General features: G+C 67.0%; 37 protein-coding genes. 4 read left to right on the top strand and 33 right to left on the bottom strand.

The features are described from left to right. Positions 1 to 12: 12 nt before the first annotated feature. On the bottom strand, positions 13 to 1,488 hold the full coding sequence (locus tag ABC271_RS03805; protein WP_412923563.1) for a glycosyltransferase family 2 protein: 1,476 nt from the start codon (positions 1,486 to 1,488) through the stop codon (positions 13 to 15). 147 nt (positions 1,489 to 1,635) lie between these two features. On the opposite strand from ABC271_RS03805, the gene ABC271_RS03800 reads away from it, so the two are divergent. After that, entirely contained in the window at positions 1,636 to 2,715 is a 1,080-nt protein-coding gene (locus ABC271_RS03800; protein ID WP_412923562.1) for a hypothetical protein, read from the top strand. Positions 2,716 to 2,731: 16 nt separating this feature from the next. Here the strand turns inward: ABC271_RS03800 and ABC271_RS03795 are convergent, their stop codons facing one another. Next, positions 2,732 to 3,541, bottom strand: coding sequence for a fructose 1,6-bisphosphatase (locus ABC271_RS03795; RefSeq protein ID WP_412923561.1), 810 nt, complete (start codon positions 3,539 to 3,541; stop codon positions 2,732 to 2,734). Between the two features lie 178 nt (positions 3,542 to 3,719). On the opposite strand from ABC271_RS03795, the gene ABC271_RS03790 reads away from it, so the two are divergent. Together ABC271_RS03790 and ABC271_RS03785 are read left to right on the top strand one after the other, a co-directional pair. Beyond that, complete coding sequence (locus tag ABC271_RS03790) at positions 3,720 to 5,387, top strand: sensor histidine kinase (protein ID WP_412923560.1); 1,668 nt, start codon at positions 3,720 to 3,722, stop codon at positions 5,385 to 5,387. Further along, positions 5,384 to 6,502 carry a hypothetical protein gene (locus ABC271_RS03785; RefSeq protein WP_412923559.1) on the top strand — a complete coding sequence of 373 codons (1,119 nt, stop codon included), beginning with the start codon at positions 5,384 to 5,386 and terminating at the stop codon, positions 6,500 to 6,502. Before ABC271_RS03790 ends, ABC271_RS03785 begins: the two co-directional genes overlap by 4 nt. Here ABC271_RS03785 and ABC271_RS03780 read toward each other — a convergent pair whose 3' ends face one another. Further along, positions 6,503 to 7,126, bottom strand: a complete 624-nt coding sequence (locus ABC271_RS03780) for a hypothetical protein (protein WP_412923558.1) — start codon at positions 7,124 to 7,126, stop codon at positions 6,503 to 6,505. It lies immediately after the preceding gene. A 278-nt stretch (positions 7,127 to 7,404) separates the two neighbouring features. Here ABC271_RS03780 and ABC271_RS03775 point away from each other — a divergent pair, with 278 nt between their 5' ends. Next, positions 7,405 to 7,662, top strand: a complete 258-nt coding sequence (locus ABC271_RS03775) for a hypothetical protein (RefSeq protein WP_412923557.1) — start codon at positions 7,405 to 7,407, stop codon at positions 7,660 to 7,662. A 137-nt stretch (positions 7,663 to 7,799) separates the two neighbouring features. Here the strand turns inward: ABC271_RS03775 and ABC271_RS03770 are convergent, their stop codons facing one another. The 30 genes from ABC271_RS03770 to rplD form a co-directional block, all read right to left on the bottom strand. Then, positions 7,800 to 8,492: an endonuclease/exonuclease/phosphatase family protein gene (locus tag ABC271_RS03770; RefSeq protein ID WP_412923556.1), complete on the bottom strand. Its 693-nt coding sequence runs from the start codon at positions 8,490 to 8,492 to the stop codon at positions 7,800 to 7,802. Positions 8,493 to 8,547: 55 nt separating this feature from the next. Next, positions 8,548 to 9,405, bottom strand: coding sequence for a tRNA pseudouridine(38-40) synthase TruA (gene truA / locus ABC271_RS03765; protein WP_412923555.1), 858 nt, complete (start codon positions 9,403 to 9,405; stop codon positions 8,548 to 8,550). Between the two features lie 80 nt (positions 9,406 to 9,485). Beyond that, on the bottom strand, positions 9,486 to 10,064 hold the full coding sequence (rplQ, locus tag ABC271_RS03760; RefSeq protein ID WP_412923554.1) for a 50S ribosomal protein L17: 579 nt from the start codon (positions 10,062 to 10,064) through the stop codon (positions 9,486 to 9,488). A 42-nt stretch (positions 10,065 to 10,106) separates the two neighbouring features. Further along, a complete protein-coding gene (locus ABC271_RS03755; protein ID WP_022879045.1) occupies positions 10,107 to 11,096 on the bottom strand; it encodes a DNA-directed RNA polymerase subunit alpha in 990 nt (329 codons plus the stop codon). A 173-nt stretch (positions 11,097 to 11,269) separates the two neighbouring features. Beyond that, complete coding sequence (rpsK, locus tag ABC271_RS03750; RefSeq protein ID WP_013583990.1) at positions 11,270 to 11,668, bottom strand: 30S ribosomal protein S11; 399 nt, start codon at positions 11,666 to 11,668, stop codon at positions 11,270 to 11,272. 34 nt (positions 11,669 to 11,702) lie between these two features. Continuing rightward, the gene (rpsM, locus tag ABC271_RS03745; protein ID WP_063256596.1) at positions 11,703 to 12,077 is read right to left on the bottom strand and encodes a 30S ribosomal protein S13; all 375 of its coding nucleotides are present in this window, start codon (positions 12,075 to 12,077) and stop codon (positions 11,703 to 11,705) included. A 139-nt stretch (positions 12,078 to 12,216) separates the two neighbouring features. Continuing rightward, a complete protein-coding gene (rpmJ, locus tag ABC271_RS03740; RefSeq protein WP_005050492.1) occupies positions 12,217 to 12,333 on the bottom strand; it encodes a 50S ribosomal protein L36 in 117 nt (38 codons plus the stop codon). Positions 12,334 to 12,395: 62 nt separating this feature from the next. After that, the gene (infA, locus tag ABC271_RS03735; RefSeq protein ID WP_013583992.1) at positions 12,396 to 12,617 is read right to left on the bottom strand and encodes a translation initiation factor IF-1; all 222 of its coding nucleotides are present in this window, start codon (positions 12,615 to 12,617) and stop codon (positions 12,396 to 12,398) included. Between the two features lie 138 nt (positions 12,618 to 12,755). After that, a complete protein-coding gene (locus ABC271_RS03730) occupies positions 12,756 to 13,460 on the bottom strand; it encodes a DsbA family protein (protein WP_412923553.1) in 705 nt (234 codons plus the stop codon). Beyond that, positions 13,457 to 14,299: a type I methionyl aminopeptidase gene (gene map / locus ABC271_RS03725; protein ID WP_412923552.1), complete on the bottom strand. Its 843-nt coding sequence runs from the start codon at positions 14,297 to 14,299 to the stop codon at positions 13,457 to 13,459. The genes ABC271_RS03730 and map overlap by 4 nt, the downstream gene beginning before the upstream one ends. 1 nt (position 14,300) lies before the next feature. Further along, the gene (locus ABC271_RS03720) at positions 14,301 to 14,891 is read right to left on the bottom strand and encodes an adenylate kinase (protein ID WP_412923551.1); all 591 of its coding nucleotides are present in this window, start codon (positions 14,889 to 14,891) and stop codon (positions 14,301 to 14,303) included. Then, entirely contained in the window at positions 14,888 to 16,207 is a 1,320-nt protein-coding gene (gene secY / locus ABC271_RS03715) for a preprotein translocase subunit SecY (RefSeq protein ID WP_412923550.1), read from the bottom strand. The genes ABC271_RS03720 and secY overlap by 4 nt, the downstream gene beginning before the upstream one ends. Positions 16,208 to 16,316: 109 nt before the next feature. Beyond that, on the bottom strand, positions 16,317 to 16,853 hold the full coding sequence (rplO, locus tag ABC271_RS03710; RefSeq protein ID WP_412923549.1) for a 50S ribosomal protein L15: 537 nt from the start codon (positions 16,851 to 16,853) through the stop codon (positions 16,317 to 16,319). Further along, entirely contained in the window at positions 16,853 to 17,038 is a 186-nt protein-coding gene (gene rpmD, locus ABC271_RS03705) for a 50S ribosomal protein L30 (protein ID WP_013583998.1), read from the bottom strand. The genes rplO and rpmD overlap by 1 nt, the downstream gene beginning before the upstream one ends. Then, on the bottom strand, positions 17,038 to 17,718 hold the full coding sequence (gene rpsE / locus ABC271_RS03700) for a 30S ribosomal protein S5 (RefSeq protein WP_022877829.1): 681 nt from the start codon (positions 17,716 to 17,718) through the stop codon (positions 17,038 to 17,040). Before rpsE ends, rpmD begins: the two co-directional genes overlap by 1 nt. Then, positions 17,715 to 18,074 carry a 50S ribosomal protein L18 gene (rplR, locus tag ABC271_RS03695; RefSeq protein ID WP_022877830.1) on the bottom strand — a complete coding sequence of 120 codons (360 nt, stop codon included), beginning with the start codon at positions 18,072 to 18,074 and terminating at the stop codon, positions 17,715 to 17,717. The genes rpsE and rplR overlap by 4 nt, the downstream gene beginning before the upstream one ends. Before the next feature lie 2 nt (positions 18,075 to 18,076). Next, the gene (gene rplF, locus ABC271_RS03690; RefSeq protein WP_076491304.1) at positions 18,077 to 18,613 is read right to left on the bottom strand and encodes a 50S ribosomal protein L6; all 537 of its coding nucleotides are present in this window, start codon (positions 18,611 to 18,613) and stop codon (positions 18,077 to 18,079) included. 6 nt (positions 18,614 to 18,619) lie between these two features. Further along, positions 18,620 to 19,018 (bottom strand): 30S ribosomal protein S8, encoded by a 399-nt coding sequence (gene rpsH, locus ABC271_RS03685; RefSeq protein ID WP_412923548.1) that lies wholly within the window; start codon positions 19,016 to 19,018, stop codon positions 18,620 to 18,622. A gap of 91 nt (positions 19,019 to 19,109) precedes the next feature. Beyond that, positions 19,110 to 19,700 carry a 50S ribosomal protein L5 gene (gene rplE / locus ABC271_RS03680; RefSeq protein ID WP_412923547.1) on the bottom strand — a complete coding sequence of 197 codons (591 nt, stop codon included), beginning with the start codon at positions 19,698 to 19,700 and terminating at the stop codon, positions 19,110 to 19,112. A gap of 2 nt (positions 19,701 to 19,702) precedes the next feature. Further along, entirely contained in the window at positions 19,703 to 20,062 is a 360-nt protein-coding gene (gene rplX, locus ABC271_RS03675) for a 50S ribosomal protein L24 (RefSeq protein ID WP_094736303.1), read from the bottom strand. Positions 20,063 to 20,064: 2 nt separating this feature from the next. Then, entirely contained in the window at positions 20,065 to 20,433 is a 369-nt protein-coding gene (gene rplN, locus ABC271_RS03670; RefSeq protein ID WP_013584005.1) for a 50S ribosomal protein L14, read from the bottom strand. 34 nt (positions 20,434 to 20,467) lie between these two features. Next, positions 20,468 to 20,800, bottom strand: a complete 333-nt coding sequence (gene rpsQ, locus ABC271_RS03665) for a 30S ribosomal protein S17 (RefSeq protein WP_134125036.1) — start codon at positions 20,798 to 20,800, stop codon at positions 20,468 to 20,470. After that, entirely contained in the window at positions 20,800 to 21,111 is a 312-nt protein-coding gene (gene rpmC, locus ABC271_RS03660) for a 50S ribosomal protein L29 (protein WP_138174675.1), read from the bottom strand. The genes rpsQ and rpmC overlap by 1 nt, the downstream gene beginning before the upstream one ends. After that, positions 21,111 to 21,530 (bottom strand): 50S ribosomal protein L16, encoded by a 420-nt coding sequence (rplP, locus tag ABC271_RS03655; protein WP_412923546.1) that lies wholly within the window; start codon positions 21,528 to 21,530, stop codon positions 21,111 to 21,113. The genes rpmC and rplP overlap by 1 nt, the downstream gene beginning before the upstream one ends. After that, positions 21,530 to 22,288 carry a 30S ribosomal protein S3 gene (rpsC, locus tag ABC271_RS03650; RefSeq protein ID WP_058230882.1) on the bottom strand — a complete coding sequence of 253 codons (759 nt, stop codon included), beginning with the start codon at positions 22,286 to 22,288 and terminating at the stop codon, positions 21,530 to 21,532. The genes rplP and rpsC overlap by 1 nt, the downstream gene beginning before the upstream one ends. After that, on the bottom strand, positions 22,288 to 22,686 hold the full coding sequence (rplV, locus tag ABC271_RS03645; protein WP_063256604.1) for a 50S ribosomal protein L22: 399 nt from the start codon (positions 22,684 to 22,686) through the stop codon (positions 22,288 to 22,290). The genes rpsC and rplV overlap by 1 nt, the downstream gene beginning before the upstream one ends. Positions 22,687 to 22,711: 25 nt before the next feature. Beyond that, positions 22,712 to 22,993, bottom strand: a complete 282-nt coding sequence (gene rpsS, locus ABC271_RS03640) for a 30S ribosomal protein S19 (protein ID WP_022878257.1) — start codon at positions 22,991 to 22,993, stop codon at positions 22,712 to 22,714. A gap of 12 nt (positions 22,994 to 23,005) precedes the next feature. Then, on the bottom strand, positions 23,006 to 23,845 hold the full coding sequence (rplB, locus tag ABC271_RS03635) for a 50S ribosomal protein L2 (RefSeq protein ID WP_412923545.1): 840 nt from the start codon (positions 23,843 to 23,845) through the stop codon (positions 23,006 to 23,008). Positions 23,846 to 23,869: 24 nt separating this feature from the next. Beyond that, positions 23,870 to 24,169, bottom strand: a complete 300-nt coding sequence (gene rplW / locus ABC271_RS03630) for a 50S ribosomal protein L23 (RefSeq protein WP_134125041.1) — start codon at positions 24,167 to 24,169, stop codon at positions 23,870 to 23,872. Continuing rightward, positions 24,166 to 24,828, bottom strand: coding sequence for a 50S ribosomal protein L4 (gene rplD / locus ABC271_RS03625; RefSeq protein ID WP_412923544.1), 663 nt, complete (start codon positions 24,826 to 24,828; stop codon positions 24,166 to 24,168). The genes rplW and rplD overlap by 4 nt, the downstream gene beginning before the upstream one ends. Position 24,829 lies beyond the last annotated feature (1 nt).

Raw genomic sequence — 24,829 nt, 5'->3', positions numbered from 1 at the left:
TTCGGGTCGCGATCAGACCTTGAATCCGTGGTGACGACGGACGAGCTTGGAGAACATCAGAAGGGTCTGGAGGACGGTGACCACGCCGACGATGGGCCAGCCGATCCAGAGGATCGAGGACTGCACCACCGGTCCCACCAGGACCCAGATGACCGCGAGGGCGATCGCGACGCCGATGAGCACCACCATCGGGGCCCAGTGCCCGAGCCCGCCACCACGCTCGGCCTTGGCCTGCATGGCCCAGTTGTCGACCTTCTTCCGCGAGAGGAAGCGGGTCCAGGAGCGCACGAAGTGGCTGATGCGGATCCACATGAAGATCTCGGCGGGGAAGAAGAGGATGGCGAAGAGCACATCGGTACGGTTGACCGCCGCCATGGTGCGCGCGATGCGCAGGTTGAGCAGCATCGCCACCACCGGTGGGATCAGCCACAGCGGCGAGAAGACGAAGGCGTTGATCGACAGCGATCCGGCCAGCAGCGTCAGGAACGCCACGCGCACGAAGAGGTTGGTGAGCATGCCGAAGTTCTCGAACCAGCGCAGACGCAGGTTCGGGTGGAACGGCTGGCCCTTCGTGTCTCCGCGCTGGCCGGGCCACATCAGCTCGATGGCGCCGTAGGTCCACTTGACCTGCTGGGCGTCGTACCCGGACAGGGTGGTCATGCCGCCCACGTTGGCGCGGGCGTACGGGCTGATCTTGGTCAGGTAGCCGGCGCTCTTGATCTGCAGCGAGAGCAGCGAGTCCTCCACCTCGGAGTCCTTCACCCACGGCGTGACCTGGTGGTTCTGCTTCATCGCTTCGCGCAGCGCGTTGGTGGAGAAGATCGAGAACTGCCCGCCGAGCACCGCCATGTTGCGGCCGCGCAGCAGGTTCTGCAGGTTGAACGCCGCGAACTGCGTGCGTTGACCGGCCGTGAGGAAGCGGGCGATCAGGCCCTTGATGGGCTTGTCGTCGATCGTGTAGATCGCCGAGATGCCGCCGATGCGGGAGTCGGACACGGCCTCGGTCTCGAGGTACTCCACGGCTTTGCTGTCGGCGATGGTGTCCCCGTCGACGCCCAGCAGATAGTCGTAGCCCTCGACGAGCGAATAGCCGTAGTTGAGAGCCCCGACCTTCTTGTCGGGGTTCTTGCCGATGTCGTGTACGAACACCTCGGTGAACTGCTCACCGAGGTCGGTGTGGATCTCGTGCGGGCCGCTGTAATCGGAGGCGATCTTGACGGTTGCGTCCGAGGTGTTGTTGACGACGACGTGGATGACATCGGGCACGCGTGTCTGACCGAGCAGAGCCTCGATCACATCGGCGATCGACTCCTCCTCGTTGTAGGCGGGGATGATGCATCCGATCGTGGAGCGGTGCACCGTGGAGTGCTCCAGCACCGACGCGAAGTCGTCCGGGAACGCGTGCTCCTCGACGACGGGGCCGGCCGCGCCACCCGCGGGGTAGGCGAGCGCCCGGGTCTGGGGAGCGAAGCTTCGCGCATCGGTCATGGCGGTGTCTTCCTGTCGGAGGGGCGGCGGTTCAGCCATGTCCCACTCTGATAGGTTCACCGCAAGGCCACCGCCGAACATGACCACCGTCCCCGCAAGGTTTCCTCAAGATTCCCTCGGGGCCCCGGCACAGGGAGAGCTCCGACGATGGTCGTTCTCGACCTCCTCGCCGCCATCGCTGCGGCCTCGGTCGCCGGCGCCGCACTGTTCCTGGCGCACGGCCGTCACGGGGACGACCGCGGCGGCCCCCGTGCCGAGCTCGTCCGGTACATGGGGGTTGCGGCCCTTGCAGCTTTGGCGTGCTCGATTGCCAACGTGGTGGAGGTCGCGGGCGGAGGCACCTTCGCCGCCGCGGTCGGCAACGCCACGAACGTCGTGACGGTGGGCTTGGCCTGGGCCGGGGCCCGGCGCCTCAACGCGCGCCGGGCGATCGGCGCCGCGACGACGGGGGCCGCCGCCATCCTGATGCTGGCCGTCACTTTCGTCGTCAGCCTCGACGACGCGACGCTGGTGAAGACCGCCGGCCTGGTCGTCTTCGCCGCATTGTCGGCGGTGGAATTCGGTCGACGCCCCGTCCGTGAGTTGTCCGGCTCACGGATTCTCGTGGTGACGCTCGTCGTCTTCGGGGCGTTCAACCTCTACCGCCTGGCGGTCAGCGCCACCGTCGGCATTTCATCCGCGCTGTGGCAGCACACCGCCTCGACGCAGATGACGACGATCGTCAGCGCCCTGGCCATCGTCGGCATGGGGTACGGATCCGTGCGCCTGGGACGTCAATTGGACGACGACCCCGCGCCGGGCACGCGCGCGCACGATCGAAGGAGCCTGCGCCAGGCCGCACAGTCGATCCTTCTCGCGCACGGTCGGGTGCACACCCTGATCGTGCGCGTCCCCGAGATCGATCTGATCCGCGCGGCGCACAGCGCCCGGCGCGCCGAGGAGATGATCACGGTGCTGGTCGACGCCGTGCACGAGGCGATGCCCGGCGCCGTCGCGGGGGTTCCCGCGCGCAACACGGTCTTCGTGCTGCATCCGGGATCGGTCGTCCGCACCGACGTCGAAGCGCGCATCCGCCGCGTGTTCGCAGACCAGATGCCGCTGATCGATTACACCGACACCCCCGACCTCTCGTTCGAGCACCACGCCGTCAGCGACGTCCACGACCTGTCGCTGCTGATGGAGAGTCGGCGGCTCCGCCCCGGCTCACACGCAGTCCCCCGCGCGTGAGCCGACGGGGACGCTGTCAGTTCTGGTTGCTGGTCTGTCCCCAGCCCGGCGCCCGCCCGGTGCTCGTCCCCGAGTCGGTGGGCTGACCGGCCGACGCGGAACCGTCCGACTCGAAGATCGCAATGGGCAGGTACTGGTAGACCGTCTGTTGCGTGAAGGACGTTTCGGAGTTGGCTGAGCCCTCGACCGCGATGTTCAAGGCGAACTCGAGCGTGATGCCGTAGCTGTCGTTCGGAAGCTGACGGATCGAGGTCGAGGGCACGAGAAGCCCGCCCTGGAAGCTGTTGAGCAGGAGACCGCGGTCGGACCGCAGGGTGTCGGAGGGGACGAGCGTGCGAGGGTCGGCGCTGAACTGGAACGGGTTCGACACCTGGCCACTGGTCTGCGCGGTCTGCGACGTGATGGACACGGACGAGATGTAGACGCGGCGCTTCTGGGTGAGCACCGCCTTCTCGTCGACACGGTGATCGTGCACGTTGAGGGCGAAGCCGAACTGCTTCTCGTTCGACGAGGTCCACTCCATCGTGCGCTTCGGGTCGACCGCCCAGACGTCGAGGCGCAGCTCCAACCCGTCGGCGACTTCCGACGAGAGCGAAACCGACCCGTCGTAGGTGAAGCGGGAATCGAAGGGCATCTCGGACGACGTCGCCTGCGGCGAAGGGGTCGCCACGACGACCGACTGTCCGTTGCCCGAGGTCTGGGCCTGGATGGCGTTGAAGGCGTCGACGACCTGAGTGCACCCCGTCAGGGTGATCGGTCCGCCGAGAGCGACGATTGCGGCGAGCGCGAGGGCACGCACGGTACGGCGGTGAGTGGAGCTGCTCACGGGGTTCTCCTGGATCTGAGGGCGCGGGTGCGCAGAGGTCGACGAAACGACCATCACGCTGCGGGATGCAGGCCTCAGGGGGAGTCTGACCGGACGACGCGACGGGTAGGGCGCGAAAGGGCGAGCAGAGACAGGATGGCGCGCAGAAGACTACACCATGGTCGATACACTCGATAACATGCCAGCGGTGAGGAGCGGTCCGCGCGCGACGTCGCCCGTCGTCGCCGACGCCGACGAATCCGGCGGCCCGAGCAGTCGTACTCGATCCGTCTGGCTGCTGCAGCTGGTCCTGGGCGCGAGCGTCGTGATCACGGTTCTCCTCGTGCAGGCCCTCGAGCCGTCGCTCTTCGCCGTGTGGACGTTCTCGACGGGAGTGGGCGTCGTCATCGCGCTGACGGCGGTGGCGATCATGGTGCCGTGGCACCGCTTGCCCCGCAACGCGGTCGCGCTCATCCCCTTCGGCGACATCATCGGGATCGGTCTGCTGAGCTTCGGGACCGATCTGCGGTTCGGATTCTTCTGGGTGTTCCCCATCACCTGGATAGCCACCCACTTCGTCCTCAGCATGATGGTCGCCTCGCTCGCCGCGGTGGGGGTCATCATCGTCGCGGATGCCTCGGTCAACGGCGTCGGACCCGCGACCGCCCTGCGTCTGATCGTGGTCCTGCTGTCTCTGACGTTCATCGCCATCACCGCTTTCCTGTCGTCGCGCCAGACGCGCGCCTTCAAGCAGCTGCTCCGCCGACAGGCGAGCCGGCTCCAGGGCACTCTGCAGCGCGTCACCGGGCAGGAGCGTCGGGTATCGCAGATGCTCAACGGGCTCGACACGGGAATCGCCCGACTTTCGGTGGACGGCGAAGTCCTGGCCCTCAACGACACCTATGTGAACCTCTACGGAATCGAACGCGACGAGCCTTCACGTCCCGGCGGCGCCGTCGAGTACGCGACTCTGCGCGGCGAGCCCCTGCCGGAGTCCGAGCGGCCCTTCGCCCGCGCGGCCCGCGGTGAGCAGTTCGAGGACGAACGGCTGTGGCTCTTCGACGCCCAGGGAGATTGGCACGCTCTCTCGGCATCCACTCGCCGCCTGGTGTCGTCGGACGAGCCCGAGAGCACCCTGCTGATCGTTCACGACATCACCGCGCTCATCGAGGCGGAGCGCGCTCGGGAGCGCCTCGCCGCCACCGTGTCGCACGAGTTGCGCAACCCTCTCACGGCCATCATCGGTCACGCGGACCTGGCTCTGGACGCGCCGGATCTGACTCCGAAGGTGCGCGAGCAGCTCGAGGTCATCGCGGGTGCCGGCGAGCGCATGCAGACCCTCATCTCCGAGATCCTCGCCAATTCACGCGGAGTCTTCCGCGAAGAGAAGGCAGCGACCACGACGGATGCCAGCCGCATCATCGCCTCGTCCTTGGAATCGTTCCGTCCGGCCGCTGCCGCGCGTCGCGTGACCGTGAGCGACGACCTGCCCGCCATCGCCGAAGTGGTCGGCGATGGCTTCCGCCTGCGACAGGCGTTCGACAACATCCTCAGCAACGCGATCAAGTACACGCCGGGGGGCGGGAGCGTGCACATCTCCGGCGCCGTCTTCGACGACCATGTCGAGCTCACCTTCACCGACACCGGGATCGGCATCCATCCCGAAGATCTGCCACGCATCTTCGACCCGTACTTCCGCGCCCGCGCCGCGCGAGAGAGCCCGACTCCCGGCACGGGGCTGGGTATGGGGATCGTCCGCAGCATCGTCGAGGAGCAGGGCGGGTCGCTCGAGCTCGAGAGCGAGGTCGGAACCGGGACCACGGTGACCGTGCGTCTCCCCTCACGGCCGGGAGCCGCCGAGGCATGACGACGCAGGACACTCTCGCCAACCTGGGATTGGCGCAGGCCACCGTCGCGACGCTCGCGACCGTGATGGTCATCGGCCTCGGGTTCCTGCACAGACCGTCGCGCGCCGCCTTGCTCTGGTCGCTGGCGTTCGTGCTGGCGATGTCGAGCACCTGGATCTCGGTTGCGGGCTCGGTCATCGGCGACGAGGCCGTGCGCCGAGCGGGCCTCGGGCTGATGTTGGGCGCGCCGGCCCTGATCTGGTCGGGATTCCGCGCTCGCCGCCACGTGCCCGCACTGCCCTGGATCGCGGTGCTGCAGTCGATCGCGACCACGGCGGCATTCGTCCTCGCCGTCGACCCTCGTGTCTACGGGATGACATTCCGCGTCGCGTTCTTGGGCGCCGCCGTCTTCGCCGGGCTCACGATCGCCGAGATCCGCCGCGCCGCTGATCGCCTGGAACGACTCGCGCTGCCCCTCACCATCGTGTCCGCGGGATTCGTGGCCCTGGCGGGCGCGATCGTCGTGGCGGGCCTGGCTCTCCCCTCCAACGCCCAAGACCTCCAGCTTCCCCGCATCCTGAACGGGCTGGCGATGCTGATCTACCTGGTGTGCGCGACCGTGAGCGTCCTGTATTTCACCTCGGTCTCGCCGGTGGGCATGCGCGCGGCGAGTTCTTGGCCCCAGTTCTCGGTCACGGCCGCTGATCGCCTTTCCCGCGCACGTCGCGCACAGGAGATCTCCTGGGCCGTGTTGGCGATTCGTCTGGATGACCCGGACCAGATCCGAAGCACGATCGGCGAGAACAGCTGGAACCGTATCATCGCCGCCTTCGAGGCCCTCGTCGCCGCGACGCTCCCGGCCGAGGCCGATATCGGACGCCCGGCGCGCGGGCGTGTGATCGCGGTGGTGTGCCGTCCCGGTCCGGTCTTGCGGGAGCATGTCCGGACCCTGCTGCGCCGCGTCACCGAAATGGATGCCGACGAGTGGTCGGACGTCCAGCTGTCGGCCAGCGTGGGCTGGGTGCCCGCCGAGTCGGCCGGATACGACCTGACGACGCTGGTTCAGCGGGCCGAAGAGGCCGCGCTCACCGCGAGCGGCCTGGGTGGCGACCGTTGGGAACGGCTACGCGCCTGATCAGCCGACGGGCGGCGCTATAGCGACCGTGAGCGTGTCGGTCGCCGTCTGCTTGGAGAATTCGCTCGAGGTCGGTGTGGTCTGCAGCAGGAACTCGTACGTGAACTGCAGAGTCACGAAAGTCGCGTCGGCGGGCACTTCCCCCACGTTGAAGGTCTGCGAGTAGCTGTAGGGCGCGAGCACCACATACCCGGGCGGGTTGCTCTGGTCGACCTGGGGCGAGAGCGGCGCGAACGACTGCGTGGCGTTGCCGGGCACCGCCGTCATGGTCGCCCGCTGCAGGTAGACCTGCTGTCCGTCATTGGGCGTGACGGTGGTGGCCATGGAGATGCTCACGGGCTTGAGTGCCGATGCCGACCATCGGTCCATGGAGAGAGTGGACCAGTACTTGACCGTCGCCGCGATGGCTCCGGCGGCGATCTTCTTCTCCGTCGACCCGCTGGACAGATCGTTCGCCACGGGCGTCGGCACGGGCACAATCGATGCCGAGGGGATCGGTGAGGGCGAGGTCTCCCCGCCGCCTTGAGCCCAGGGCGGTGCACCGCACCCCGTCAGCGCGAGCAGCGTCACCGCCGCGCCGATCGCACTCAGCGCGGCACGGCCGCGGCGCACCCGCTCCCCCATGAATCCTCCTGTGGTCTTCTCTCGAGTCTAGGCGGCGGCGGGTCGCCGGGAGCGGGGACGCGACCCTCGGGCCGCTGGGCCGGGACAGAGATCGAGGCACGGACGCGGGAAGCGCGGGAGACACCCACCCTTTACGCAATCGAAACTCCCCCCGCTGGCGTCGTCCGCGCGCATGAGGGATAGTCGAACAGGGGGGATTCGGATCGCGCATCGGATCACCGTCGGCCCGTTGCACGTGCCGTGCTCGGACTCTTGTCCTCGACGCTAGTGGGTGCCGAATGAAGAACACGTTCGTCCGTTCCTTGGCCGCTGCCTCGATCGTCGCGGGATGTGCCCTGGCCATCCCGAGCGTCGCCCACGCCGCGACGGTCGACCCGCCGGAGGATGCCACGTCCCACGCCTCGGCCAGCAGCACCGGCGCGAGTGGTGCCCCGATGCTGGGCTACTGGATCGGCGGAGGCTCTCTCGCCCTCGCGGGCGGCGCGATCGCCGTGGGCGCCACAGTGCGCCGTCATCGTCACCACCACGACATCTGACGCCCTTCCCGTCACGCGGCCGAGCCGCCGTGAGCCCCGCTCCGTTCTGGCGATGTGGCTCGCGGACGTCAGCGGCGCAGCAGCGGTCGGGATTCGCGCCGCGCGGCGTCGGCGTCACGCCATCGGCAGAAGCCGGATCAGGACGTCACGGAGGACCGCGTGCCCGTCACCTCGGCGGTGATGAGAATCGGCAAGTGGTCGCTGAGGCCCTGAGGGAGGGTCCTGATGTGCGCGATGTCGAAACCGATCGAGGTCGCGAAGTCGTAGTGACCCCGGAAAAACCGGTAGCGCGTGTAGGTGCGGGAATCGCTCAGCGTCAGTTCGTAGCCCTGATCGCGCACGGCTTGACCGAGGTTCTCCTTGAAGACGGGGTAGTTGTAGTCGCCCACCATCAACGTCGGCAGCCCCGCCCCGAGGTTCTGCAACTCCGTGAGGGCCGTGCGGATCTGGTGGCGGCGGAGCGAGTTCAGCGCGGTCAGTGGCGCGGCGTGGAAGGACGCGACGATGATCTCGTGGCCATCGTCGATGTCGCGGAGGCGAACACCGAGCATGCGCTCCTCGGCCGGCTTCAGGACGTAGTCGTGCAACGACTTCTTCAGCGCGATCGACCGGACCTCGACCGCACGGAAGGTGTTGGCGCGATAGTAGACGGCGAGCCCGAGCCGATTGCGCTGGGTCGCCTCGGCCAGGCGCAGCCCCGCGATCTCCGTCGGAATATCTTGCGTGTCGTACTCCTGGAGGCACAGCACATCGACCGCATGCGCGTCGACGAGGGCGGCGAGTTCACCGGCAGCGCGATGCTTGCGCAGGTTGTAGGAGATGACCTTCATGGCATAGCCAGCCTAGGGCGGCGTACCCCGCAGCTTCCTGAGGGTTGCGAAACACTCAGGAACCGATGTCGGCGGCGTCCCGGCGATTGCGCGTCTGTTCGGCACGGGATGCCAGGAGCTCATCGACCGGGTAGCCGACCTCCGCCAGCACGAGCCCGCGGGCGGCGAGCACCTTCGTGTCCGGAGTCCGCGCGGCCGCGTCGCGGATCTCGACGACACGCTCCACCGGTATGCGCCCTTCACCGACGGCGACGCACGCCCCGACGAGCGCACGCACCATGCTGTGACAGAACGCGTCGGCTCGGATGTGCGCAACCAGCACTCTGTCCGCGTCGCGATGCCAATCGAACTCCAGCAGCGTCCGGATCGTCGTCGCCTCTTCGCGGGCCTTGCAGTACGCCGCGAAGTCGTGGAGCCCGATGAGGCTGCGGGCCGCGGCATCCATCGCCTCGACGTCGAGGTGCGCCTTGACCGTGGTCGTGTGGGACCGCTCGAGCGGGTCGTACCCCGTGGTGAGATCGGCGATCCGATAGGCGTACCGACGCCACACCGCGGAGAAGCGGGCGTCGAAGCCCTCCGGCGCGCGCGCGGCGCGCGTCACGGTGACGTCCGGATACGCGCCCAGAACGCCCTGGATACGACCCGAGAGCGCCGCAACCGCGTCCGTCTCGTCGCCCTCGCGACGCCGCCGCGCGATGCGCGACACTTGCGCCTCATCGAGGTCGACGTGCGCCACCTGTCCCGAAGCGTGCACGCCGGCATCCGTTCTGCCTGCCACGACGAGGCGCGGATCTCCGCCGACGATTCGGGCCAGCGCATCCTCGAGGGTGCCCTGGACGCTGCGCAGCCCCGGCTGCCGGGCCCACCCTCGGAAATGCGTGCCGTCGTAGGCGATGTCGAGGCGGATACGCACACGTCCAGCCTACGTGCACCGCACGAAGACGACTGAGGCCCCCTCCGTGCGGGAGGGGGCCTCAGGACAAGAGAGGAGGATTACGCCTTGGCGTCGTCCTCGACCGCGTCAGCGGCGGCAGCCTCGGCGGCCGCGCCCTCCTCAGGCGACTCGGCGCCGGCATCGGCGGCCTCGTCCGCGGCGGGGGTCTCCTCCGCGGCGGTCTCCTCGGCGGGAGCCTCCTCGGCGGGGGTCTCCTCCGCGACCGGGGCGGCAGCCGCTGCGGGGGCGGCAGCCTTCGACGCCGACGGCTTCTTGGTGACGGGCTCGAGGACGAGCTCGATCACGGCCATGGGGGCGTTGTCACCCTTGCGGTTGCCGACCTTCGTGATGCGGGTGTAGCCACCCTCACGGTCGGCGACCAGCGGAGCGATCTCGGTGAAGAGGGTGTGCACGACCTCCTTGTCACCGATCACCGACAGGACGCGGCGGCGGGCGTGGAGGTCACCCCGCTTCGCGAACGTGATGAGGCGCTCAGCGAGCGGACGCAGGCGCTTGGCCTTGGTCTCGGTCGTCTTGATCGACTTGTGGGTGTACAGGGCCGCGGCGAGGTTCGCGAGAAGCAGGCGCTCGTGGGCCGGGCCGCCGCCGAGACGGGGACCCTTCGTGGGCTTGGGCATGTCGTGTTACTCCAGTAGGAAGGTTCGGTCGGGTCCGACGGGTCAGACGGTCTCGTCGTCGTAGCCGCCGAAGAACTGAGCGCCGTCGAAACCGGGCACCGAGTCCTTGAGCGACAGGCCGAGGGAGGTGAGCTTGTCGCGCACCTCGTCGACCGACTTCTGACCGAAGTTGCGGATGTTCATCAGTTGCGTCTCGGAGAGAGCGACCAGCTCGGAAACGGTGTTGATGCCCTCGCGCTTGAGGCAGTTGTACGAGCGCACCGAGAGGTCGAGGTCTTCGATCGGCATCGACAGCTCGTTCGAAAGGACCGTCTCGACCGGCGCCGGGCCGATCTCGATGCCCTCGGCCTCGACGTTCAGCTCGCGGGCGAGCCCGAACAGCTCGGTGAGCGTGCGGCCGGCGGAGGCAACCGCGTCGCGGGGAGCGATCGACGGCTTCGACTCGACGTCCAGGACGAGCTTGTCGAAGTCGGTGCGCTCACCGGCACGAGTGGCGTCGACGCGGTAGCTGACCTTGAGCACGGGCGAGTAGATCGAGTCGATCGGGATCTGGCCCGCCTCGGCGTACTCGTTGCGGTTCTGGGTCGCCGACACGTAGCCGCGGCCGCGCTCGATCGTGAGCTCGAGCTCGAACTTGGCGGTGTCGTTGAGCGTGGCGATGACCAGCTCGGGGTTGTGCACCTCGACGCCCGCGGGAGCGGAGATGTCGGCGGCCGTGACCTCGCCGGCACCCGTCTTGCGGAGGTACGCGGTGATGGGCTCGTCGCGCTCGCTCGAGACCACGAGCTGCTTGATGTTCAGGATGATCTCGGTGACGTCTTCCTTCACGCCCGGGATGGTGCTGAACTCGTGCAGGACGCCATCGATGCGGATGCTCGTGACGGCCGCGCCGGGGATCGACGACAGGAGGCTGCGACGCAGCGCGTTGCCGATCGTGTAACCGAAGCCGGGCTCCAGCGGCTCGATGACGAAACGGCTGCGGAACTCCCCGATCTTCTCCTCGGTCAGAGTGGGACGCTGTGCGATGAGCACTATGTGTTCCTTTCGATCACGTGCCCGCTATATGACACGTGTAATGGGGTGAGGTGTTGAGTTGTACTCGTCGGATGTCACCCGCCCGAGGGCGGCGTGGCATCCGAATGTCCGTGGGGTGCGTGAGAGCACCAATGTTCCCGGGGAGTGACAGGCACTCCCCAGGACGGTGATCAGACGCGGCGGCGCTTCGGCGGACGGCAGCCGTTGTGCGCCTGCGGCGTCACGTCCTGGATCGAGCCGACCTCGAGGCCGGCGGCCGTGAGCGAACGGATCGCGGTCTCGCGACCCGAACCCGGGCCCTTGACGAAGACGTCGACCTTCTTGACGCCGTGCTCCTGCGCCTGGCGGGCAGCGGACTCCGCGGCCATGCCTGCGGCGTACGGGGTCGACTTGCGCGAGCCCTTGAAGCCGACGCCACCGGACGAAGCCCAGCTGATGACGGCCCCGGACGGGTCGGTGATCGAAACGATGGTGTTGTTGAACGTCGACTTGATGTGGGCCTGACCCACGGCGATGTTCTTCTTCTCCTTGCGGCGCGGCTTGCGCGCGGCGGACTTGGCCTGTGCCATGTGCGGTTCTCCTGGATCCTGCGCCGGCGGAGGCCTAGCGCGCCTTCTTCTTGCCGGCGACGGTGCGCTTGGGTCCCTTGCGGGTACGAGCGTTCGTCTTCGTGCGCTGACCGCGCACCGGGAGGCCGCGGCGGTGGCGCAGGCCCTCGTAGGAACCGATCTCGACCTTGCGGCGGATGTCGGCGGCCACCTCGCGACGGAGGTCACCCTCCACCTTGTAGGTGCCCTCGATGTGGTCGCGCAGAGCGACCAGCTGGTCGTCGGTGAGGTCCTTGACGCGGACGTCCGGGCTGATGCCGGTCGCGGTGAGGATCTCGGTGGAGCGGGTGCGGCCCACGCCGTAGATGTAGGTAAGTGCGATCACCACGCGCTTGTCGCGCGGGATGTCGACGCCGGCGAGACGTGCCATGCGGCTCTCCTCAGAGTGTCGTGGAGGTGTGGAGCAGGATCGGTGCCCGGGCCTCCGCCCCGAGGTGTCCCCCGCATCGCGGGTTCTGATCCTGCCGTTGTGTGTTCAGTTGGAAGTCGTACGTGGAGTCCGAGGGGACTCAGCCCTGGCGCTGCTTGTGACGCGGGTTGCTCTTGCAGATCACCATGACGCGCCCGTGGCGACGGATCACCTTGCAGTGGTCGCAGATGGGCTTCACGGAGGGGTTGACCTTCATGGGGGTGTTTCCTGTTCGCTGTCTTCGATCCGCCGAAGCGGTTCGTTACTTCTCGGCCGGACTCAGCGGTAGCGGTAGACGATGCGACCTCGCGTGAGGTCGTACGGGCTCAGTTCGACGACGACACGGTCCTCGGGGATGATGCGGATGTAGTTCTGCCGCATCTTGCCCGAGATGGTGGCGAGCACCTTGTGACCGTTGGTCAGTTCGACACGGAACATCGCATTGGGCAGTGCCTCGGACACCGTGCCCTCGATCTCGATGACACCGTCTTTCTTCGCCATAAACTCGCTCACGCTCATTGCAGACCGGCCGGTCTGCGGTGGATGGGGATTTGGTGCTGCGACACGCCAATAAAGGCGCAACGCACCAAAGATCAAGCATACGTGGTAGAGCGCGATGCGGCAACTCGCCGCCTCGGCTCACCCGTTCAGTCGGTCGACGATGTCCTTCTGCGGGTCGCCCGAGAGGTCCTTCGAATTGGTGAGCACGGTGCCGTTGATCGCGATCGTCGGCGTCGAGACGCTGCTCAGGCCCGACTGCACCGGCGTCTTCTTCGTCAACGCGGTGACGTACTTGGAGTAGGTACCGTCCGTGATGCAGGACGTCACGGCATCCGACGCGCCGGCATCCTTCGCGATCGAGGCGAGCGTCGCGTCGTCGAGGCCCGCGGTGCCTTCCTTCGGCTGCTGCGCATACATCGACTTCACGAACGCCGGAATGTTCGCGGGATCGTCGACGGCGACGCAATAGGCGGCGTTGGCCGCGCGCGTCGAGTACTGCGTGCCCTGCGACTGCGAGTCGAGGATTGCGATCGGGTGGATGTTCAGCGTGATTGTGCCGTCGTCGGCCAGCTGCTGCAGCGTCGAACCGTACGCCTGCTCGAAGTTGTTGCAGACGGGGCACATGAAGTCGATGTACGTGTCGACGGTCTGGTCGCCCGAACCGACGGCGATCGCGCCCGTATCCGTGTTCACGGCCGAAGACTCGGGCAGGGTTCCCGGTGAAGTCGCCTGACTGTTGGCAAACCACACCACTCCCCCGATCACGAGGACGATGACCACCGCAGCGGCCGTCACCCCGATCGCGAACCAATTCGTGGACTTGCGTGCCGCGGCCATCATCATGCGTCGATCTCCTTCGGCACCACACCGAACGGTGCCAGCTTCGCCGCACCGCCATCGGGAGCGGTGAGGACCCAAACGCCTCCATCGTGCACGGCAACGCTATGTTCCCAATGAGAGCCGGCGGTGCCGTCGACCGTCGAGACCGTCCACCCGTCGTCGTCGACCTCGGTCGCCTGATCACCGATGACGACCATCGGTTCGATCGCGACCGCGAGTCCTGGACGCACTTCGGCACCCCTGTCGGGGACGCGATAGTTGAACACGCTCGGCGCCTCGTGCATCTTGCGCCCGATCCCGTGACCGACGTAATCCCGCAGGATTCCGTATCCGCCCGCGGGGGCGTTGTCTTCGATATAGCCCTCGATCGCCGCGCTCACCTCACCGAGGTGCGTCGCCCGGCTCAGAGCGGCGATGCCCGCCCACAGCGAGCCCTCCGTCACCTCGGAGAGATGGCGCCGCGGCGCCACCACATCCTCGGGCGCGTCACCGGGAACGACCATGGTGAACGCCGAGTCGCCGTTCCACCCACGGAGCTCGGCCCCGGCGTCGATCGAGAGCAGGTCGCCCGCCCGCAAAGGCCGATCGTTCGGGATGCCGTGTACCACCTGCTCGTTCACGGAAGCGCAGATCGTATGCCGATACCCCCGCACCATCTGGAAGTTCGACTTCGCACCGCGCTCGATGATGACGCGCGAAGCCGCCGCATCGAGTTCGAGCGTGGTGACCCCGGGCGCGATCAGCGCGCGAACGGCATCCAGAGCCGCCGCGGTGATCAGGCCGGGCTCGACCATCGCTCGCAGCTGCGCGGGCTTCTTGTAGATCGAGGAACGCAGCACCACGTCAGTGCGCCGGACGAAGGCCGCGCGCTTCGAGCGCCGCGAAGATGCGCGCGGTGATCTCGTCGAGATCGCCCACGCCGTCGATCTCGTCGACGATGCCGCGTGTGGCGTACACGTCGAGGATCGGGGCGGTCTCGCGCTCGTAGATGGCGAGACGAGTCGCGATAGCGTCCTCGGTGTCATCGGCACGACCCTGCTCGACCGCACGCGCGGTCAAACGCGACATCGACTCATCACGCGGCACGACCAGCGCGATGACGGCATCCAGCTTCTCGTCACGCCCCTCGAGGAACTCGTCCAGGTGCATCACCTGGGCGAGATTCCGCGGATATCCATCGAGGAGGAAGCCCTCGGCCGCATCGGCCTGGGACAGGCGGTCGCGGACGACGGCGCTCGTGAGCTCGTCGGAGACGAGGTCTCCCGCGTCGATGATGGACTTGACCTGCAGACCCAACTCGGTGCCCTGTGCGACGTTGGCACGGAAGACGTCGCCCGTGGAGACGACGGGGACACCGAGCGCTTCGCCGACACGGACCCCCTGCGTTCCCTTGCCCGAGCCCTGAGGTCCGACGATCAGAAGACGCGCGGTCATCGCAGCAGCCCTTCGTAGTGACGCTGCTGAAGTTGCGCGTCGATCTGCTTCACCGTCTCGAGTCCGACGCCGACGATGATGAGGATCGACGCTCCGCCGAACGGGAAGTTCTGGTTGGCACCGACCGTCGCCAGCGCCACGAGCGGCAGCAGGGCGATGAGGCCGAGGTAGATGGAACCGGGCAGCGTGATGCGCGTCAGCACGTAATCGAGGTACTCGGCGGTCGGACGGCCGGCCCGGATACCGGGAATGAAGCCGCCGTACTTCTTCATGTTGTCCGCGACGTCGACAGGGTTGAACGTGATCGCGACGTAGAAGTACGTGAAGCCGACGATGAGCAGGAAGTAGACGAGCATGTACAGCGGGTGGTCGCCACGCGTGAGGTACTGCGAGATCCACGTGACCCACGGAGCCGGTTCCTGACCCGCCTGCGGCTGGTTGAACTGCGCGATCAGCGCGGGGATGTACAGGAGCGACGACGCGAAGATGACCGGCACGACACCGGCCATGTTCACCTTGATCGGGATGTAGGTGTTGGTGCCGCCATACGTCCGTCGACCGACCATGCGCTTTGCATACTGCACGGGGATACGCCGCTGTGACTGCTCGACGAACACCACGAGCGCGACCACGACGATGCCGACCGCGAGGACGAGGAGGAAGACCTCCACACCACGCGTGTTCAGGATGGCGAGCATCGCGGCGGGGAACGTGGCAGCGACGGACGTGAAGATCAGGATGGACATGCCGTTGCCCACACCGCGCTCGGTGACGAGCTCGGCGAACCACATGACCAGACCGGTACCGGCGGTCATCGTGATGATCATGAGCAGCTGCGCCCACCAGATGTCGTTGGTGAGCAACTGCTGGCACTCGGGAGCACCGTTGCCGAGCAGCTGCCCGGAGCGAGCGACCGTCACGAGGGTGGTGGACTGCAGGAGCGCCAGAGCGATGGTCAGGTAGCGCGTGTACTGCGTGAGCTTGGCCTGGCCGGCCTGACCCTCTTTGTACAGCGTTTCGAAGTGCGGGATGACGACGCGCAGAAGCTGCACGATGATCGTCGCCGTGATGTACGGCATCACTCCGAGAGCGAAGATCGACAGCTGGAGGAGGGCGCCGCCCGAGAAGAGGTTCACCAGGGAGAGCAAGCCCTCGGTGCTCCCCGACTGAGCGAGACAGCTCTGAACGTTCGGGAAGTCGACGAAAGGCGTCGGAACGTGGGCACCCAGCCGGTAGATGGCGATGATGCCCAGCGTGAAGGCGATCTTCCGCCTCAGGTCGGGCGTGCGAAAGACCCGCGCGATGGCGCTGAACAAGGGGAATCCTCCAGAACGATCTCGGCGCGCAACAGGGCGCACACGGAATCAGACTAACCCAGAAGGGGCCGACGGCCACACGGCCGCCGACCCCTCACAGGATGATGCGTCAGTTGATCGAGCCGCCGGCGGCGACGATCTTCTGCTCCGCAGAGCCGGAGACCTTGTCGACCGACACGTTGAGTGCGACCGAGATGTCGCCGGTGCCGAGCACCTTGACCTTCTCGTTCTTGCGAACGGCACCCTTGGCCACGAGGTCGACGACGGTGACGTCGCCGCCCTGGGGGTAGAGCTCGGCCAGCTTGTCGAGGTTGACGACCTGGTACTCGACCCGGAACGGGTTCTTGAAGCCGCGGAGCTTCGGGGTGCGCATGTGCAGCGGCATCTGCCCACCCTCGAAGCCGACCTTGACCTGGTAACGGGCCTTGGTTCCCTTGGTACCGCGACCGGCCGTCTTACCCTTGGAGCCCTCACCGCGACCGACACGGGTCTTCGCGGTGTGAGCGCCCGGGACGGGACGGAGGTGGTGGACCTTCAGCACGCCGGGGCGCGCCGCGGGAGCGGCATCCTTCTTCGCGGCCGGCTTGCGGGCCGCAGCCTTCTTCGGGGCGTCGACCGTGGCGGTCTCGTCCTTCTTGTCAGCCATTAGTCGATCTCCTCAACCTTGACGAGGTGGGCGACGGTCTTGACGTAGCCGCGCGTCTGCGCGTCGTCGGGACGGACGACCGAGTCGCCGATCCGCTTGAGACCGAGCGAACGCAGCGTGTCGCGCTGGTTCTGCTTCTCGCTCACCTTGGACTTGATCTGCGTGACCTTCAGACGCTCGGCCATCAGGCACCTACCTTCTGAGCGGCGGCCTCGGCGCGCACGAGGCGGGCCGGGGCGACCTGGTCGAACTCCAGACCGCGGCGGGCGGCCACGGCGCGGGGCTCCTCGAGCGACTTCAGCGCCTCGACGGTCGCATGCACGATGTTGATCGTGTTCGACGAACCGAGCGACTTCGAGAGGACATCGTGGATGCCGGCGCACTCGAGGACGGCGCGGACGGGACCACCGGCGATAACACCGGTACCGGCAGCGGCGGGGCGCAGGAGCACCACACCGGCGGCAGCCTCACCCTGGACGGGGTGCGGGATGGTCGAGCCGGAGCGGGGGACGCGGAAGAAGTTGCGCTTGGCTTCCTCGACACCCTTCGAGATGGCGAGGGGGACTTCGCGGGCCTTGCCGTAGCCGACACCCACGACACCGTTGCCATCGCCCACGACGACGAGCGCCGTGAAGCTGAAGCGGCGACCACCCTTGACGACCTTCGACACGCGGTTGATCGTCACGACGCGCTCGAGGAACTGGCTCTCGTTGCGGTCGCGCGAACCACGGTCGCGCTGGTTGGCGTTGCGCTCGCGACCACCGCGGCGGGGCTCGCGCTCACGCTCGGCGGGTGCCTGGGACCCAGCCGCACCCTCAGTCGGTGCAGTCTGCTCGGTCACTTCGGTCTCCTTGTTGTCACTCACAGGTTCAGCCCTCCTTCGCGGGCGCCTTCGGCGATCGCGGCGACACGACCGGCGTAACGGTTGCCGCCGCGGTCGAACACGACGTCCGAGAAGCCGGCGGCCTTGGCACGCTCGGCGACGAGTTCGCCGACCTTGCGGGCCTTGGCGGTCTTGTCACCGTCGAACGAGCGCAGGTCGACCTCGAGGGTCGAGGCCGAGGCCACGGTGTGACCCTTGCTGTCGTCGACCAGCTGGACGAAGACGTGGCGGGCCGAACGCGTCACGACGAGACGGGGACGGAGCTCCGTACCCACGACCTTCTTGCGCAGACGAGCGTGGCGACGCGCGCGGGCGGCGGACTTTGTCTTGATAGCCATGGCTACTTACCACTCTTTCCGGCCTTGCGGCGCACAACCTCGCCCGCGTACCGCACACCCTTGCCCTTGTAGGGCTCGGGCTTGCGGATCTTGCGGATGTTGGCGGCGGCCTCGCCGACGGCCTGCTTGTCGATGCCGCTCACGGTCAGCTTGTTGTTGCCTTCGACCGTGAGGGTGATGCCCGCGGGCGGGTCGATCAGGACGGGGTGCGAGAAGCCGAGGGCGAACTCGACCGAGCTGCCCTTCTGCGCCACGCGGTAACCCGTACCGACGACCTCGAGGCCCTTGGTGTAGCCCTGGGTGACACCGATGATGTTGTTGTTGATGAGCGTGCGGGTCAGGCCGTGAAGCGACCGCGACTCGCGCTCGTCGTCGGGGCGGGTGACGAGAACCTGGTTCTCCTCGACCGACACCTCGAGGGGGGATGCCACGGTGAGCGTGAGCTCGCCCTTGGGGCCCTTGACGGCGACCTCCCGGCCGTTCACCGAAACGGTGACACCGGCGGGGATGTCGATGGGAAGACGTCCAATACGCGACATGTCAGATCACCACACGTAGGCGAGGACTTCCCCGCCGACGCCCTTCTGCTCGGCCTGACGGTCGGTGAGGAGACCGGAGGAGGTGGACAGGATGGCGACGCCCAGGCCGCCGAGGACCGTGGGGACCTCGGTGGACTTCGCGTACACGCGAAGACCGGGCTTCGACACGCGCTTGATGCCGGCGATCGACCGCTCGCGGTTCGGGCCGTACTTCAGCGTCAGGGTGAGGGTCTGGCCGACACGGGCGTCCGAAACGGTCCAGCCGGCGATGTAACCCTCCTGCTTGAGGATTTCGGCGATGTGGGTCTTGAGCTTGGAGCTCGGCAGCGACACGGAGTCGTGGTGCGCCGAGTTCGCGTTGCGCAGACGGGTCAGCATGTCTGCGACCGGGTCTGTCATCGTCATGTGTTGCTTCTTTCGATCATGAGGTTTCGACTGCCGTTACACGACAGGCGACCTTCGATGAGAGGCCCCCGGGATCCCGGGGGCCCGGGGCTCAGGCCTGAGCGTCCGCCGACTGGAACGGGAAGCCGAGCTGACGCAGCAGCGAACGACCCTCGTCATCGGTCTTGGCGGTGGTGACGATCGTGATGTCGAAACCACGCACGCGGTCGATGCGGTCCTGATCGATCTCGTGGAACACGGACTGCTCCTGGAGACCGAAGGTGTAGTTGCCGTTGCCGTCGAACTGCTGGGCCGAGAGACCGCGGAAGTCGCGGATACGGGGCAGAGCGAGGTTGACGAGGCGGTCGAGGAACTCCCACGCACGGTCACCGCGGAGGGTGACGTGTGCACCGATGGCCTGGCCCTCGCGCAGCTTGAACTGCGCGATGGACTTGCGGGCCTTGGTGACGATGGGCTTCTGACCGGTGATCTTGGTGAGGTCGTCGACCGCACCATCGATCACCTTGCTGTCACGAGCTGCCTCGCCGACACCGGTGTTCACGACGACCTTGACCAGGCCGGGGATCTGCATGACGTTCGCGTAGCCGAACTCTTCCTGCAGGGCCTTCTTGATCTCGGTGTTGTACTTCTGCTTCAGGCGGGGCTGGATCTTGCCAGCCTCCGCGGCAGTCACAGTGCTCATTCTCAGAGGTCCTTGCCTGACTTCTTCGCGAAGCGCACGCGGACGGTGCGCTTGACGCCGTCCTTCACCTGCTCCTCGACACGGTGGCCGACACGGGTCGGCTTCTTGGTCGAGGGGTCGACGAGCGCGACGTTGGAGATGTGGATCGGGGCCTCGAACGTCTCGATGCCGCCGGTCTTGGTCCCGCGCTGGGACTGGCCCACGCGGTTGTGCTTCGTGACGTAGTTCACGCCCTCGACGATGACGCGGTTCTGCTCGGTGAGGACCTCGAGGACCTTACCCTGCTTGCCGCGGTCTCCGCCGCGCTCGGGCTTGGCGCCCGAGATGACCTGAACCAGGTCGCCCTTCTTGATCTTCGCCATGATCAAATGACCTCCGGGGCGAGCGAGACGATCTTCATGAACTTCTTGTCGCGAAGCTCACGGCCAACCGGTCCGAAGATGCGGGTGCCGCGGGGCTCCCCGTCGTTCTTCAGGATCACGGCGGCGTTCTCGTCGAACTTGATGTACGAGCCGTCGGGACGACGGGTCTGCTTGACCACTCGGACGACGACGGCCTTGACCACGTCGCCCTTCTTGACGTTTCCACCGGGGATCGCGTCCTTGACCGTGGCGACGATGACGTCGCCCAGGCCCGCGTACCGACGGTTCGAGCCGCCGAGCACACGGATGGTCAGCAGCTCCTTGGCGCCGGTGTTGTCGGCAACCTTCAGCCGGGATTCGTTCTGAATCACTTGTTACTCCTTGGGTTCCAAGCAGCCGCGAGGCTTACTTGGCCTTCTCGAGGATCTCGACCAGGCGCCAGCGCTTGGTGGCGCTGAGCGGACGGGTCTCGTTGATGACGACCAGGTCGCCGATGCCGGCCGAGTTCGTCTCGTCGTGGGCCTTGACCTTCGACGTGCGGCGGATGACCTTGCCGTAGAGCGGGTGCTTCACGCGGTCCTCGACCTCGACGACGATCGTCTTGTCCATCTTGTCGCTGACGACGTAGCCGCGACGCGCCTTGCGGTAACCGCGGGCGTTCTCGTCGCGCACGTCGTTGGCGGCGTGCTCGTGACCGACGACCTGCGCCTCGGCCTCTGCCTTCTTCGCGGTAGCCATTACTCCGCCTCTTCCTTCACGGCGTCGTCAGCGGCATCCGCCTTCTTCGCCTTGGTCTTCTTCGCCTTGGTCGCCTCGACCGGGGCCGGCGTGGCACGGATGCCGAGCTCGCGCTCGCGGATCACCGTGTACAGCCGCGCGATATCGCGCTTGACCGCACGGATGCGGCCGTGGCTCTCGAGCTGGCCGGTAGCCGACTGGAAGCGCAGGTTGAACAGCTCTTCCTTGGCCTTGCGCAGCTCCTCGACGAGGCGCTGGTCTTCGAACGTGTCGAGCTCGCTCGGGGCGAGCTGCTTGGTGCCGATCGCCATTACGCGTCGCCTCCCTCGCGCTTGATGATGCGTGCCTTGAGCGGCAGCTTGTGGATGGCACGGGTCAGGGCCTCACGAGCGAGTTCCTCGTTGACGCCCGCGACCTCGAAGAGGACGCGACCCGGCTTGACGTTCGCAACCCACCACTCGGGCGAACCCTTACCGGAACCCATGCGGGTTTCGGCTGGCTTCTTGGTGAGCGGACGGTCGGGGTAGATGTTGATCCACACCTTTCCACCACGCTTGATGTGACGCGTCATCGCGATACGAGCGGACTCGATCTGACGGTTGGTCACGTAAGCGGGGGTCAGAGCCTGGATGCCGAACTCACCGAACGACACCTCGGTGCCACCGGTGGCCTGGCCCGAACGACCGGGGTGGTGCTGCTTGCGGTACTTGACCTTGCGGGGGATGAGCATTACGCCGACGCTCCTTCTGCCACGGGGGCCTCGTTGCGGGGGCCACGACGACGGTCGCCGCCACGGTCGTCACGACCGCGGGACTTGGGTGCGTTGGCCTGCTCGCGGGCGAGCTCCTTGTTGGTGAGGTCGCCCTTGTAGATCCAGACCTTCACGCCGATGCGGCCGAAGGTCGTCTTGGCCTCGTAGAAGCCGTAGTCGATGTTCGCGCGCAGGGTGTGCAGGGGCACACGGCCTTCGCGGTAGAACTCGGAGCGGCTCATCTCGGCGCCGCCGAGGCGGCCCGACACCTGGATGCGGACACCCTTGGCGCCGGCGCGCTGAGCGCCCTGCAGACCCTTGCGCATCGCGCGGCGGAAGGCCACGCGGGCGGAGAGCTGCTCGGCGACGCCCTGGGCGACGAGCTGAGCGTCGGCCTCGGGGTTCTTGACCTCGAGGATGTTCAGCTGGATCTGCTTGCCGGTGAGCTTCTCGAGGTCGGCGCGGATGCGCTCGGCCTCGGCGCCGCGGCGACCGATCACGATGCCCGGGCGGGCGGTGTGGATGTCGACGCGAACGCGGTCACGCGTGCGCTCGATCTCGATGTTGCTGACGCCCGCGCGGTCGAGCGAGGTGGTCAGCAGGCGACGGATCTTGATGTCCTCGGCGAGGTAATCGGCGTAGCGCTGTCCGGGCTTCGTCGAGTCGGAGAACCACCGCGACACGTGGTCGGTGGTGATGCCGAGGCGGAAGCCGTACGGGTTGACCTTCTGTCCCATTACTTGCTCGCCTTCTTGTTGGCGCGAGCCGGGGCCGCAGCAGCGTCTTCCGGCGTCGCGAGCACGACCGTGATGTGGCTCGTGCGCTTCTTGATCTGGAAGGCGCGACCCTGTGCGCGGGGCTGGAAACGCTTGAGCGTCGTGCCCTCGTCGACGTACGCGTTCTTCACGTACAGGTCGGCGTCATCCAGGTACTCGTTCGTCTTGTCGGCGGTGACGCGAGCGTTCGCGATCGCCGAGGCGACGAGCTTGTAGATCGGCTCGCTCGCGCTCTGGGGCGCGAACTTCAGGATCGCGAGGGCCTCTTCGGCCTGCTTTCCCTTGATGAGAGCGACGACACGACGAGCCTTCTGAGGGGTCACGCGGATGTGTCGCACGCGTGCGATGGACTCCACCATTTCTCTCTCCTCTTACGCCCCCGCGTCAGCGGCGGCGGCCCTTCTTGTCGTCCTTCACGTGGCCGCGGAAGGTGCGGGTGGGCGAGAACTCGCCCAGCTTGTGGCCGACCATGGTCTCGGTCACGAACACGGGGATGTGCTTGCGACCGTCGTGCACGGCGATGGTGTGTCCCAGCATGGCGGGGATGATCATCGAACGGCGCGACCAGGTCTTGATGACGTTCTTGGTGCCGGCTTCGTTCTGCGAGACGACCTTGCGAAGCAGGTGCTCGTCGACGAAGGGGCCCTTCTTAAGGCTGCGAGGCATCTTCCTCTACTCCTACTTACGCTTCTTGCCGGCGGTGCGACGGCGGACGATCAGCTTGTCGCTTTCCTTGTTCGCGTGGCGGGTGCGGCCCTCGGCCTTGCCCCACGGCGAAACGGGGTGACGACCACCGGACGTCTTGCCCTCACCACCACCGTGCGGGTGGTCGACCGGGTTCATGGCGACACCACGGACGGTCGGGCGGACGCCCTTCCAGCGCTTGCGGCCGGCCTTGCCCCAGTTGATGTTGGACTGCTCGGCGTTGCCGACCTCGCCAATCGTGGCGCGGCAGCGCACGTCGACGTTGCGGATCTCGCCCGAGGGCAGACGCAGCTGCGCGTAGGGGCCGTCCTTCGCGACCAGACGCACCGAGGCGCCGGCCGAACGGGCCATCTTCGCGCCGCCACCGGGACGGAGCTCGATCGCGTGGATCACGGTACCGGTGGGGATGTTGCGCAGCGGCAGGTTGTTGCCGGGCTTGATGTCGGCGCCGGCGCCGGACTCGACGATGTCGCCCTGCGACAGCTTGTTCGGCGCGAGGATGTAGCGCTTCTCGCCGTCCATGTAGTGCAGGAGCGCGATACGCGCGGTGCGGTTGGGGTCGTACTCGATGTGAGCGACCTTGGCGTCGATGCCGTCCTTGTCGTTACGACGGAAGTCGATCAGACGGTACTGACGCTTGTGTCCACCACCGATGTGGCGCGTCGTGATGCGGCCCTGGTTGTTGCGGCCACCGGTCTTCGACAGCGGGCGCAGCAGCGACTTCTCAGGCGTCGATCGGGTGATCTCGGCGAAGTCGGCCACCGACGAGCCGCGGCGACCGGGCGTCGTGGGCTTGTACTTGCGAATAGCCATTGTTCTTGTCCTCTATCCCGACCGTCAGCCGACTGCCGTGAAGATGTCGATGGTCCCCGACTTGAGGCTGACGATCGCGCGCTTGGTGTCCTTGCGCTTGCCGATGCCGAAGCGGGTGCGACGGGCCTTGCCCACGCGGTTGATCGTGTTGACCGAGGCCACCTTGACGCCGAAGATCTTCTCGATGGCGAGCTTGATCTCGGTCTTCGAGGCGCGGGGGTCCACGAGGAACGTGTACTTGCCCTCGTCGATGAGCGAGTAGCTCTTCTCGGAGACGACCGGCTTCAGGATGATGTCGCGCGGGTCCTTGTTGACGGTGGTCATGCCGAGACCTCCTCGGTGACGCCGGACTTCGACGCGACGAACGCGTCGTAGGCGGCCTTGGTGAAGACGATGTCGTCGGAGACGAGCACGTCGTAGGCGTTCAGCTGGCCGTAGGTCAGCACGTGGACGTACGCGAGGTTGCGCACGCTCTTGACGGTCAGCTCGTCGTCGCGGTCAATCACGACCAGGACGTTCTTGACCGCACCGAAGGCGTTCAGAACGGCGGCCGCGGCCTTGGTCGACGGAGCACCCTCGATGCCGAAGGTCTCGACGACGTGCAGACGCTCGCCGCGAGCCCGGTCGCTCAGCGCGCCCAGGAGGGCGGCGGCGATCATCTTCTTGGGGGTGCGCTGGCCGTAGTCACGGGGCTTGGGGCCGTGGACGATGCCACCACCGGTCATGTGCGGCGCGCGGATCGAACCCTGACGGGCGTTACCCGTGCCCTTCTGCTTGAAGGGCTTGCGACCGGCACCGGAGACCTCACCACGACGCTTGGTCGAGTGGGTGCCCTGGCGGGCGGCGGCGCGCTGGGCGACGACGACCTGATGGATCAGCGGGATGTTCGTCTTGACGTCGAAGATCGCGGCGGGCAGCTCCACAGAGCCGGCCTTCTTGCCGTCGGACTTGCGAACGTCGAGCGCGAGAGTCGAGTCAGCCATG

The sequence above is a fragment of the Microbacterium canaveralium genome (genome assembly GCF_047238045.1).
GTDB lineage: Bacteria > Actinomycetota > Actinomycetes > Actinomycetales > Microbacteriaceae > Microbacterium.
Note: the sequence above shows the minus strand (reverse complement) of the source record. Positions and strands in the feature narration are given on the sequence as shown.